Origin of the sequence: Clostridium sp. AWRP (assembly GCF_004006395.2) — a bacterium.
Classification (GTDB): Bacteria; Bacillota; Clostridia; order Clostridiales; family Clostridiaceae; genus Clostridium_B.
In genome coordinates this window covers 1219812-1232950 of record NZ_CP029758.2, presented here as the reverse complement: position 1 = coordinate 1232950, position 13139 = coordinate 1219812, and the positions used below count along the sequence as shown (strand labels likewise).

General features: G+C 29.8%; 13 protein-coding genes. All 13 read right to left on the bottom strand.

Going from position 1 to position 13139, the window contains the following annotated elements; all coding sequences use genetic code 11:
* Window positions 1-82: 82 nt before the first annotated feature.
* The 13 genes from DMR38_RS05665 to DMR38_RS05605 all read right to left on the bottom strand — a co-directional run bounded on the left by DMR38_RS05665 (window position 83) and on the right by DMR38_RS05605 (window position 13125).
* Window positions 83-1294, bottom strand: coding sequence for a D-alanyl-D-alanine carboxypeptidase family protein (locus DMR38_RS05665; protein WP_127720386.1), 1212 nt, complete (start codon window positions 1292-1294; stop codon window positions 83-85).
* A 138-nt stretch (window positions 1295-1432) separates the two neighbouring features.
* On the bottom strand, window positions 1433-2311 hold the full coding sequence (locus DMR38_RS05660) for a site-specific tyrosine recombinase (RefSeq protein ID WP_127720385.1): 879 nt from the start codon (window positions 2309-2311) through the stop codon (window positions 1433-1435).
* Between the two features lie 258 nt (window positions 2312-2569).
* On the bottom strand, window positions 2570-3220 hold the full coding sequence (gene spoIIM, locus DMR38_RS05650) for a stage II sporulation protein M (protein ID WP_127720383.1): 651 nt from the start codon (window positions 3218-3220) through the stop codon (window positions 2570-2572).
* 68 nt (window positions 3221-3288) lie between these two features.
* Window positions 3289-3810 carry an NUDIX hydrolase gene (locus DMR38_RS05645; RefSeq protein ID WP_127720382.1) on the bottom strand — a complete coding sequence of 174 codons (522 nt, stop codon included), beginning with the start codon at window positions 3808-3810 and terminating at the stop codon, window positions 3289-3291.
* A gap of 109 nt (window positions 3811-3919) precedes the next feature.
* Window positions 3920-4090 (bottom strand): hypothetical protein, encoded by a 171-nt coding sequence (locus DMR38_RS21720; protein WP_013237788.1) that lies wholly within the window; start codon window positions 4088-4090, stop codon window positions 3920-3922.
* A 68-nt stretch (window positions 4091-4158) separates the two neighbouring features.
* Window positions 4159-4974 (bottom strand): sporulation transcription factor Spo0A, encoded by an 816-nt coding sequence (spo0A, locus tag DMR38_RS05640; RefSeq protein WP_127720381.1) that lies wholly within the window; start codon window positions 4972-4974, stop codon window positions 4159-4161.
* 217 nt (window positions 4975-5191) lie between these two features.
* On the bottom strand, window positions 5192-6298 hold the full coding sequence (gene spoIVB / locus DMR38_RS05635) for a SpoIVB peptidase (RefSeq protein ID WP_127720380.1): 1107 nt from the start codon (window positions 6296-6298) through the stop codon (window positions 5192-5194).
* 172 nt (window positions 6299-6470) lie between these two features.
* Window positions 6471-8168, bottom strand: coding sequence for a DNA repair protein RecN (gene recN / locus DMR38_RS05630; RefSeq protein WP_127720379.1), 1698 nt, complete (start codon window positions 8166-8168; stop codon window positions 6471-6473).
* A gap of 11 nt (window positions 8169-8179) precedes the next feature.
* The gene (locus DMR38_RS05625; RefSeq protein WP_127720378.1) at window positions 8180-8632 is read right to left on the bottom strand and encodes an arginine repressor; all 453 of its coding nucleotides are present in this window, start codon (window positions 8630-8632) and stop codon (window positions 8180-8182) included.
* Complete coding sequence (locus DMR38_RS05620; RefSeq protein WP_127720377.1) at window positions 8619-9476, bottom strand: NAD(+)/NADH kinase; 858 nt, start codon at window positions 9474-9476, stop codon at window positions 8619-8621. Before DMR38_RS05620 ends, DMR38_RS05625 begins: the two co-directional genes overlap by 14 nt.
* Entirely contained in the window at window positions 9473-10297 is an 825-nt protein-coding gene (locus DMR38_RS05615) for a TlyA family RNA methyltransferase (RefSeq protein ID WP_127720376.1), read from the bottom strand. The genes DMR38_RS05620 and DMR38_RS05615 overlap by 4 nt, the downstream gene beginning before the upstream one ends.
* A gap of 17 nt (window positions 10298-10314) precedes the next feature.
* Entirely contained in the window at window positions 10315-12189 is a 1875-nt protein-coding gene (gene dxs / locus DMR38_RS05610; protein ID WP_127720375.1) for a 1-deoxy-D-xylulose-5-phosphate synthase, read from the bottom strand.
* A 54-nt stretch (window positions 12190-12243) separates the two neighbouring features.
* Complete coding sequence (locus DMR38_RS05605; protein ID WP_127720374.1) at window positions 12244-13125, bottom strand: polyprenyl synthetase family protein; 882 nt, start codon at window positions 13123-13125, stop codon at window positions 12244-12246.
* Between the last annotated feature and the right edge of the window lie 14 nt (window positions 13126-13139).

The window sequence follows — 13139 nt, the reverse complement described above, 5'->3', positions numbered from 1 at the left end:
AAATTCAACGAGTTTTAAAAATCCAATAACCCTAATAGAATTTCCTGTTTTCATTATACATTATATATTAAAAATATATAAACTATTGCCCTTTTTGTAAAATATTTTTTAAACTATCCTTAAAATTTCCCAATATACCTAGCTTTTTTACATCTCTATCGCTATATAAATTAACTTTTCCTAAAGCCTCTCCATTTACATATACATCACAATACCCAACTTTTTCACCTTTTTTGTATTGCTTTTTATTTTTATCTATTACACACTTATAAGTAATTTTACTTTCTTTTCCCTTTTCAACTACTACCTTTAAATCTTCTGAAGCTTTAGCAATAAAAAATCTATCTCCTGTTTTATTTAGAGGAATTTTTTCTACATCAGCTCCTTTTTTTAAAATATTCTTTCCAAAGTACTTGGAAAATCCATAATTCATCATCATAGATGCATCTTTATTCCTCACCTTATATGTAGGAGATCCCATTATTACAGCCAACATTCTTGCACCATCTCTAGTTGCAGTTGCAGATATACAATACTTAGCAGAACTGGTAAATCCAGTTTTTAATCCATCACACCCCTTAAAAAATCTTACTAATTTATTATGGTTTACTAACTCTATAGGAGTTTTTCTTCCTTCTGATATTGTCTCCATATATGTTCCAGTATATTTCAATATTCTTGTATGCTTAAGTAACTCTCTAGACATTAATGCTATATCATAGGCTGTAGTTAAATGTCCATCTTCACTAAGTCCTGTGCAATTTTTAAAACTTGTATCTTTCATTCCAAGTTCTGCTGCTCTTTTATTCATGAGCTGTACAAATTGATCTTCACTTCCTCCTAAATATTCTGCCATAGCAACTGCTGCATCATTGCCTGAAGCTATTCCTATTCCCTTTATTAAATCTTCCACACTTCTAACTTCTCCAGTATCTAGTAGCATTGAACTTCCGCCCATCTTTTTTGCATTTTCACTTACAGTTACCTTATCAGACAATGATATTCTTCCTGAATCCACTGCCTCCATAGTTAAAAGCATAGTCATTATTTTCGTAACTGAAGCAGGTTCTAATTTTTCATGAGAATCTTTCTCAAAAATTACTTTTCCACTTGCAGGTTCCATAAGCAATGCCGATCTAGCATTTATGTTTAAACCTGATCCTGTACTATTCATCTCTTTTTTATCAGATTCACTTAAAGGTTCTGCATTAACAACTGGTAACCACAAAATTGTAATAAAAAATAAAACTAATATATTGCTTACTATTCTAAAAGCTCTTTGCTTTTTCCTCATTTTATTTCTCTCCTCCTTTGAGATGTATTCTTTCCTTAAGTCAAGAAAATTATCACATAAAAATAAAGGATTTGATGTTAAAATTGGTTTTAACATCAAATCCTTTATTTTTTTCAATAATTATAAGTTGTACATTGATTACGCTCTCGGATGACACTTTTTATATACTTGTGCAATTTTGTTTCTTTTTATCACTGCAGAATATATCTGAGTAGCAGATAACTCCTTATGTCCTAAAAGTTCCTGTACAGACTTAATATCCGCTCCATTTTGAAGTAAATGCACTGCAAAAGAATGCCTCAGTGTAAAAGCATTTATGTTTTTATCTATATTTGCCTCTTTTGCATAATATTTTACTATTTTCCAAAACCCCTGGCGGCTCATTTGCACTCCCCTTAAATTGAGAAATAAAATATCCAAATTATATATATTTAATTTAGGTCTTATATTTAAATAGTTTTTCAAATATTTTACAGCCACAGAACCTATAGGCACTATTCGTTCCTCTTCTTTTAAGCTTCTACACCTTACATAAGAAAGCTTTAAATCTATATCATATATAGTTAAGCTTAAAAGCTCCATTACCTTCATTCCTGCAGCATACATAACCTCTAGCATAGCCTTATCTCTTATTCCTTTATTAGTATCTAAATTGGGTGATCCCAAAAGCTTGTCTACTTCTTCTATAGTTAATATCTTAGGAACTTTATGTTCAACTTTTGGAATTTGATAATACAAAACAGGATTTTCATTTAGAACACCTTTTAACATCAAATACTTATAGAAGTTTCTCAAGGATACTATATTTCTTACTATTGAGGAGATAGCTCTCCCTTCTTTTTGAAGATATTGTACATATGCCATTATAGATACAACTTCTACATTTTCTACATTTTCATCTCTATTTTTTATAAAATTATAAAATCTGGTTATGTCCCTCACATAGGCATCCATTGTATTTTTACTCATGTGCTTCTTTTCTAAGGTTTCTTCATAACCTAATAAAAGTCCATCCAAAATTACCACCTACTCTTCGAGAGTTATAATTTTAAAACTTAAGAAATTCTTTAAAAACAATAGTGTAATTATATATCATGTTCATATTTTTACTAAATATGCTATAGACAAATATACTATTTTCATAAGAATGAGGCTTAACAACAAAGTTATATATAACAAAGTCTATACATCTAGGTAGAAATATACCAAAAAATAAAAGTATAAAAAAGCATTTTAATGTTACTATAATAAATTCTGATTTTTTCTCATCTAATATCATACTAACATCATCCCAAAACTTGCTGCAATAAGTTTAATCATATTTGGTGTTAAATATGCTTCCATAAAAAATCCTATAAACATGACAGTAGTTACCAGTAAAAAACAAACAGAGTAGGATGTAAATCTAAACAAAACATTGGATCTCCATTTAAGCCCAGATCTGTCTTTAAATATCATAAGTGAAAATTCCATAGCAAGCACCGATGAAAATATTATACATGGTATATATATTATATTTTGTGGAAGTATACCCAAAAGTGAAATCCACATGCCCTTTATTCCCATTCCACTTATTATAAAACTCATAGCAAATCCAATGGTAAATCCCTTTATTATATCTATTATAAGTATTACTGGTATTCCTATCATTGTAAGACCCAAAAACCAAACAGCTAAAATTATTGGAATATTATTTTTTAATGTTTCTAAAAAAATGGATTTATAATTTACACTTCCTGATCCTATTGTAGTAGTAAAATTTTTAAGATAGCTTAAAAGATCACTTTTCTCAAATCCCCCCATGTATCTAACACTATATATTCCTAGTACTATCCCTGTAAATACACATAATATACTTATAACATATAACCAAAAATTATTTTTAATGTGTCCATTTATTAAACTTGATAGTTTATTTTCCAACATAACTTTATCCCCCTTTTGTTCATCATCTTTTTATAATTTATGATTTACAAAAGAGTTATATGACTATGTTATACCATCATAAACGCACATATAGTCTTTGCATCTATTATTTCTCCTTTTTTTATCATTTCCTTAATTTTATTCAATTTAACCTCCCTCACATTTATAAATTCATCTTCATCGCAAATATCATTTCTTCCCTTATATAAATCTTCAGCTTTGAATATATATATATATTCATCACAAAAACCAGGACTCGTAACTACCTTCCCCAGATATTCAAATTTTTTAGCCTTATATCCTATCTCCTCTTCCAGTTCTCTTCTTCCGCAGCTTTCCATATCTTCATTTTGCTCAATTTTACCTGCTGGTATTTCAAGAAGTACATGTTCTATAGGTTTTCTAAACTGTTCCACCATAAACAATGTATTACTGTCTTTATATGCCAGTATTGCTACTCCACCACAGTGATTTACTATTTCCCGTTTAGATTCTCTACCATTGGGAAGTTTTACAGTATGGACATTAACATCAATAATTTTTCCTTTGTATATGTTTTCTTGCTTTATAGTTTTTTCAGCAAAATCCATATTTATGCACCTCTTTATCTATTTTGTAAAATTACTACTTAAAACTTCATAAAATCAATTATTTTAATTAATTTTATACTTTACCAATCTCATTGTCAATTAAATGAAGTTAAAGTTGCTTTTCTATATTTTTTGCTAATGTTTTATAATATCTTATAATTTGTCTTAACTCCTCTTCCCTATCCGAATCGTTTGACATTTTCTCTCTAAGTTCATTTATTCTACTTTTAATTAAATTTTGTATATTCTTTATATCTTCTAATTCTAACTCTATTTTCATACGTTATATGCTCCTTTTAAAAAACTTCCATTCTTTAAATTAAAATGAATGGAAGATATTTTAACTTTTTAGCTTACCTTATTTTTTAATCTTAATTTATCAGCAACCATAGCTATAAATTCTGAATTTGTAGGCTTACCCTTATCATTATGTATAGTATAGCCAAAAATTTTATTTATAGTTTCCACCTGTCCTCTAGACCAAGCTACTTCTATAGCATGCCTTATAGCCCTTTCCACCCTACTTGCAGTAGTATTATATTTTTTAGCTATAGATGGATATAACTCTTTTGTAACTGCGGATAATAGTTCCATATCATTTACTACCATGGTTATTGCCTCTCTCAAGTACATATATCCTTTTATATGTGCTGGAACACCTATTTCGTGTATTATATTTGTTATTTCCTGCTCTAAATTAGTAGGATCATCTCTTGAAAATTTTATTTCTTCATTATCCATAATAGATACTGTTTTCTTTACTTCATCTCCACTACTTATAACATTATTAAACATCTGTCTTATTCTCTTTGTAAACACTTCCATATTAAAAGGCTTTACTACATAATAATCTGCACCTAATGTTATAGCTCTTTGAGTTATTTTATCCTGCCCTACTGCAGACAAAACTATCACCCTCGGCATTGGACTCATATTCATATTATTTAATCGTTCTAAAACACCAAGTCCGTCAAGGTGAGGCATTATTATATCCAGTACTACTAAGTCTGGCTTTTTTTCTTCAATTAATTTAAGAGCCTCTATCCCATCCTTTGCAATTCCTGTAACTAATATATCCCTCTGATTTAAAAGATAATCATTGAGAATACTGCAAAATTCAGCATTATCATCTGCGATAATTACACTTATTTTTGATTCCTCCATACTATTTACTCCCCTCTTTTTAGTTATATTGCCATATCTTAACAAATAATAAATTCGACAAAGGAATTTTAATTCCTTCTTTTTATATAAATTACTTGAAAATTTTATTACGAAAAAAATTAAAAGATAGCATATTAAATGCTATCTTTAGTATCATATACTATACTATTCTTATTTTACCATATTTTTTATAATTATTTAAAACATTTTGTACTCTTTATTTTGACATTATATTTGCATCTTTGAGCATCCAGTCTATATAAATGCCATATCCTACCTGAGGCTTATTTATAAGCACATGAGTAACAGCCCCCACTAATTTGTTATTTTGTATTATAGGACTTCCGCTCATTCCCTGAACTATTCCACCAGTTTTGGCTAAAAGTCTAGGGTCCGTTACTCTTATAACCATGCTCTTAGGTCCAGGTGAATTTTGTGATAATAGTTTTTCTATTTGTATATCATAATATTCTGGTTTTTCCCCAGATATAGTTGTAAAAATCTTAGCAGGACCTTCTTTAATATCTTTTTTTAGGCATATTTTTATACTTTTAGAATTCTTACATTTAAAATTTGTATTTACCTTTCCAAAAACTCCACATTCTGTATTCCTTGTTATATCTCCTAGTTTAACATCTTCATTTACAAATATGCCTTTTAATTCGCCAGGATTTCCCTCAATACCTTTCTTAATTGATACAATAGAGGCACTTACTATTTCTCCTGAATTTATATTTAGCTTCGTGCCTGTATCTATATCAGTTATAGGATGACCTAATGCTGCAAACATACCACTTTTTTCATCATAAAAGGTCAAAGTACCTATTCCTGCTGTAGAATCTCTTATCCAAAGCCCTATCTTATAGCTATTACCTTCTAATGCACTTACAGGCTTTACTGTCTTTTCTATATTTTTTCCATTTCTCTCTACTAATATTTTTATATTTTTTTCCTTTGCTTTATTTATTTCAGCTTGAGTTTGTTCGGCATTTTTTACATAAACATCGTTTATTTTAATTATATTATCTCCTACTTGTATTCCTGCCAGTGCAGCAGGACTTGTAACTTTTCCCTTTGAAGTTTCTATATCTGAAAGAGCTACTACCAATACTCCTTTAGTATTTAGTTTTACTCCAATAGGTTCTCCGCCTAAGTATACATTAACATTACTGGCTTCAGCTGTATTAAATGCTGATTTAGCGTGAGAAACTTGAACTAAATTGGATCCTCTTCCATCATCATACAATTCATAATAGGCAGCTAACATCATAAACAGGATAGGAATTAACAGCCAGCATAATCTGTTTTTAATTTTTTTACCCATGCTTTTACCTCCTGTGTTACACTGTTTTCTACATTTAAGTTGCCCTTTTAAATATCTTATTATGCTATCATATAGATGCATTTAAAGTTAATGTATTCTTCAAAAATATAAATTTTATTCAAAAAGTTAAAAGTCACCTCCTTGCTTTTGGAGATAACTTATTTAGTTTCTACTATTTAATTTTACACTTGTTAGAATCTGCCATTCTAACAAGTTCTTTCGCATGTTCTAAAGTAAGTTTTGTAACTTTTTCTCCTCCTATCATTCTAGCTATTTCACATTCTTTTTCTATTTTTTTCATCTTTTTAACTTTCGTATAGGTTTTATTGTTACTAATATTTTTTGAAACCCAATAATGGGTATCAGACATACATGCTATTTGAGGTAGGTGTGTAACACAAAAAACCTGATGCTTTTTAGATATAGCATACATTTTTTCCGCTACACTCTGTGCTATTCTTCCACTTATTCCTGTATCTATTTCATCAAATATAACAGACGGAATATGATCTTTATCTACAAATACAGTTTTTAACGCTAACATTATCCTTGATAGTTCTCCTCCTGAAACTACATTTTCCAAAGGTTTTAGAGGTTCACCTGGATTAGTAGATATACAAAACTTTACTTTATCCATTCCTTTTGAATTAAATTTATCTTCAAAATTGACTTCTATTTTAAATATACTGTGTTCAAGTCCTATGAAATTTAATTCTTTCTTTATACTTTTTTCTAAAATATGAGCTGTTTTACATCGAATTTCATGAAGTTTTTTACCTTCAACTTTAAGTAAACTTTCTACCTTTATTTTTTCCAAATTTAAATTTTTTATTATATCAGAGACATTTTTCATTTCCTCATATTGAGTTTTTATCTTATCTCTATAATCTAATATGTCCTTTATAGTATTACCATATTTTTTTTTTAAACCATTTATCTGATATATTCTGTTATTTATATATTCCAATTGGTCTTTATCACAATAAACACTATCTTTCATACTTCTTATTTCATCTATATTATCTTCTACGGCATAATATATATTTTCAAGTGAAATGCACATATCTCCTATTTGAGGCATAATATCTTTTATGGAATTCAACTGTTTTAAAACTATTCCAAAATTATCATATATGGAATTTTTTTCTCCTTCTCCACTATAAAGAGCTATATAGCATTTGTTTATTACATTGTTTATTTTTTCAGCATTAGATAAAACATTAAATTTTTTATCCAGTTCTTTTTCTTCCGTTTCTTTTAAATCTGCTGAATTTATTTCATCTATCTGATACTTTAAAAAATCTACTAATTTTTCTCTATCTTCACTTTTACCCGAAAGTTCATATATTTTATCTTTTATATTATTTAAATTCTGATAACTTTTTTTATATTCTTCCATTGTCTCAGAAATAAAATTTTCACCATAATAGTCCAAATAATCTATGTGTTTTTGTTCTGAAAGTAAATTCTGATTATCATGTTGGCCGTGTATATCAAGTAGTGTACTACTTATATCTCTTAAATCAGACAATAGAATAGATTTACCATTTATCTTTGCTACAGTTCTTCCTGATTGAAAGGATTCTCTGCTTATTATTACTAGATCTTCTTCTGATTTTATATCTTTTTCTTCTAAAATTTCAAAAGTTTTTGGATTTTCTATAGTAAAAACTGCTTCTACAAAAGTTTTATTTTCTCCTGTTCTTATTAAATTCTTATTAAATTTCCCTCCAAGTACATAGTTTATTGCATCAATTAATATAGATTTACCTGCTCCAGTTTCACCAGAAAATACATTAAAACCTGATTCAAAGGATATTGTCAACTTTTCTATAAGTGCAAAATTTTTTATATTCAATTGAAGCAGCATAAAATAGCCCCCTACTGAGAAATCATTTTTTTCATTTTTTGAGTTATTATGTGAGCACTTTCTCCATCTCTAGTCATTACAAATATAGTGTTATCACCAGCTATACTTCCAGCTATCCCAACAAAACTCAAAGAATCTATGGCTTCAGCTGCCGCAGAAGCAGACCCTGAAATTGTTTTTACTATTATAAAATTTTCTATATTTTCAACACTCGTTACAGTTTGAGAAAATATATTTACAAGCTTATTGGATAAGAAATTTTTGGTATGTGAAATAGTTGCATATTTATATTTTCCACTATCAGATAATACTTTTATAAGTTTTAATTCTTTTATATCCCTTGAAACCGTGGCTTGTGTTACATTCATACCGCTTTTTTTTAGTCTATCCGCTAATTCTTCCTGAGTTTCAATATCATCTGAATTTATAATTTCAAGTATTTTAGCATGTCTAGTTACCTTCATATACTTCACCTTCTTTTGCCTTAAAATTAATTTTATCTTTTAATGTGTCAAAATAATTATTATCATCAAATTTTATAAATTTTCTTTTATTTTTAGATCTTCTTACCTCTATAGTATTTAACCCATTTACTTCAATCCATTCCTGACCATCTATTGATAAAAATATATTTTTAAAATTTTTTCTAACTTCTATAGTTATACAGCATTTATTGTCCAGTACAATGGTTCTAGATGTTAAAAACTGCGAATACATAGGAGTAAGGCATAATATATCTAAAGATGGATATATTATAGGTCCCCCTGCAGAAAGATTATATCCTGTAGATCCTGTAGACGTAGATACAATAATACCATCACCACTAAATGTATTGTAAAAGTTATCATTTATATAAACATTATATCTCTGTATTCTTGACTTAATTCCCTTGTATAATACTACATCATTTAATCCATCATATGTCCTTGGTCCATTTCCATCATCATAGATGCATTGAATCATATTTCTCTCTTCAATTACATAATCTCCCCTAAATAATTTTTTGAGTGCATTCTCTATACTGTTTACCTCCACCTGTGCCAAGAAACCTAAATGCCCTATGTTTACTCCCAGTATAGGTGTATTCGAATCAAGTATATGTTTTGACGTATTTAATATAGTACCATCCCCTCCTAATACTATAATTACATCTAACTTACTGCTTTCATACTTATCTAATCCATCACAGTTTTCATATACTTTTACTTTTACATTTTTGTCTATATTATGTATTGTTTTTTTTATGAACTTTAACATTTTTTTATCTGGATCTTTTGTTGTATTAACGTTAATTCCTATATTTTTCATAGTTCCTCCCCATTTAGTTCACAATGAGATGAGTTTACTATGCTTATTATATCTTCATCTATGAACGACTCCTTAAAATCACTTTTCTTAGTAAAATATACTAAATACTCTATATTTCCTTCCGGACCTTTTACAGGAGAATAACTCAATGAAATTATTTTTAAATTATTTTCTCTCAAAAAAGTTATAATTTCATTTATCACATCTATATGAGTAGATTTTTCCCTTACTACACCTTTTTTTCCTACTCTTTCTCTTCCTGCTTCAAACTGCGGCTTTATAAGTGCCATTATACTGCCATTTTCTTTCAGCAAGTTACTAACTACAGGTACAACTTTTTTTAGAGATATAAAGGAAACATCTATACTTGCAAAATCTGCATATTCACCTATATCCTCAGGCGTTACATACCTTATATTTGTTCTTTCCATACAAACCACTCTATCGTCTATCCTGAGTTTCCACGCAAACTGCCCATATCCCACATCTATTGAAAATACCTTTTTAGCTCCATTTTGAAGCATACAATCTGTAAACCCACCTGTAGATGCACCTATATCCATGCATACTTTATCCTTTAAGTTAATATTAAATTCTTTTACAGCTTTTTGTAATTTCAATCCTCCCCTGCTTACAAAAGGAAGTTTTTCTCCTCTAAATTCTATATCGGAACTTTTTTTTATCTTCTGTCCACATTTATCTATTCTCTGTCCATTAATAAATATTTCTCCAGCCATAATACTGGCTTTAGCTCTCTCTCTAGATTGAAAAATGCCTTTCTCCACTAAAAGTACGTCCAATCTTTCTTTTGGTTCTGACATAATAAACTACCTCACTATTAAAATATATGACTTGCCTCTGCTGCTTTAAGTACACTATTTACGATACCTTTAGGATCCAGACCATACAGCTTATACAAAATATCTGATTTTCCATGCTGTACAAATTTATCATCAAACCCTAAGTTTACTATTTTTACTTTTTTATTTAATTTATTTACATATTCCAATATATATGATCCTAATCCGCCTCTTATTATATTGTCTTCAACAGTAACGATGGTTACCCTTTCTTCAACTAACCTGTTTAACATTTCCTTGTCCAACGGCTTAATAAAGCATGCGCTTATAATCCTCACATCTATACCTTTTTCTTTAAGTTTTTTTCCTGCTAACACTGCATTTTGTACCATTTTCCCCTGAGCAATTATTGCTACACTGCCCTCATTTGAAATGCAGTCCCACTTTCCAAGTTTAAAATTTTCTACGGGATTAAGACATACACTATCTCCTCCCCTTGGATACCTTATAGCTACGGGAAAACTTTGGTTTAATGCCCATTCTAACATATATGGAAGTTCATCTATACATTTAGGAGACATAAGTGTCATATGTGGCATTTCCGTCAAATAAGATAAATCAAATATTCCCTGATGTGTTTCTCCATCCTCTCCTACAATTCCAGCTCTATCTACAGCAAAAACTACTGGAAGTTCTTGCATACATACATCATGAATAAGTTGATCGTAAGCTCTTTGAAGAAAAGTAGAGTAAACTGCAAATACAGGTTTTAAATTCGCCTGTGCCATTCCAGCTGCCAGAGTTACGGCATGCTGTTCTGCTATTCCCACATCAAAAAACCTTTCAGGGAACTTTTGAGAAAAACTTTTAAGTCCTGTTCCGTCCCTCATTGCTGCAGTTATAGCCACTATTCTATCATCTTTTTCTGCTAGTTTTACTATTTCATTTCCAAATGCCTTGGAATAAGTATTTGAGGAGCAGGCATCAAGTTCACCATTGGCACAGTTAAAAGGCCCTATTCCATGAAATTTACCTGGATTCTTTTCTGCAAATTCATATCCTTTTCCTTTCTTAGTTATTATATGTATAATAACTGGACCTTGTACGTCTTTAGCAGAAGCAAGTACGTCTGTAAGTTCTTTTATATTATGACCATCTATTGGTCCTAAATATTTAATTCCCATATCTTCAAAAAACATTCCAGGCACTACCATTTGCTTTATTCCATTTTTTACTTTTTCAAGGTATTTTGCCATTCCTGTTCCTATATTCGGTATCTTTTTTAATTTAGCTTCTACATCCGCCTTAAATTTATTGTACTTAGGGTCCACTCTAAGTCTATTCAAATATTTAGATACTCCACCTACATTTTTTCCTATGGACATTTGATTATCATTTAATATTATTATAAGCTTTGTTTTTCTATAACCTACATCATTTAGGGCCTCTAGTGCCATGCCTCCAGTAAGTGCTCCATCTCCTATAACTGCAACCACATTATATTTCTCATGCTTTAAATCTCTAGCCCTAGCCATTCCCAGTGCTGCAGATATTGAAGTACTACTGTGACCTGTTTCGAAAAAATCATATATACTTTCGCACCTTTTAGGAAATCCACTTAATCCTCCAAATTGTCTTAAAGTATCAAATTTATCCTTTCTTCCCGTAAGAATCTTATGCACATAAGCCTGATGTCCCACATCCCATATAAGTTTATCATAATTTAGATCAAATACACTAAATAAACTCAAAGTGAGCTCCACAATCCCCAAGTTAGACGCCAAATGACCTCCTGTCTTGGATACTTTATCTATTAAAAATTTTCTAATTTCTCTAGCTAACTTTTTTTTCTCATTTAAAGACATCTTCTTTACGTCATTTATATCTTTATAATTATCTAATAAATTACTCATCCTTATCTATCCTTTTAACAAAGTAGTTTTAAAATTTTTAGCATAGCTTAAACTTCACTTTTCTCTATTTAATAAAAATGATGTTAAATCTTTTAGATAAGAAGTATCTCCACTTATCCCATTCAGTACTCCTATGCATTCACTTGTAATTGAATTACACATTTCTTTGCATTTATTTATTCCATAAGTACTTATAAATGTAGTTTTGTTATTATTTAGATCACTTTTTACCTTTTTACCTAAAAGAGCAGTATCTCCTGTTAAATCCAATATATCATCCTTTATTTGAAATGCCAATCCTAACTTTTCTCCATAATAGCTCAATTTATCTATTTCATCTTTACTTGCTCCCGAATATACTGCTGCAGATATTATAGATCCTTTTATGAGTGCTCCTGTTTTTTTACTGTGCATGTAATAGAGCTGATCTATAGGTATCTTAGTGTTTTCACTTAAAATATCCACTGTCTGGCCACCAACCATTCCATCAACTCCCGCACTTTCAGAGATAATACTACAAGCTCTTATAGCGTTATCGTTTTTCCCAATACAGTGTCTAAACATCAAACTCATTGCTTCATTTAAAAGTCCATCTCCCGCAAGTACAGCAATAGCTTCTCCAAATACCTTATGATTTGTAGGTTTACCCCTTCTTAAATCATCGTTGTCCATAGCAGGTAAATCATCATGAATTAAGGAATAAGTGTGTATCATTTCTATAGCTGCTGCTATATCCATAACCTCCCTGCAATCTGCTTTATAAAGCTTATAGGTCAAAAGAAATAGCAGAGGTCTTATTCTCTTTCCTCCTGCATCTAAGCTATACTGCATAGCTTCATATACTCTTTTATTATAAGATCCTTTTTCCTCCATATAGTCATGGAGGTATTTGTTCAATTCCTCTCTTAATGTTTCAATTGCACCTTTAATTTCCATAATACATTCTCCAT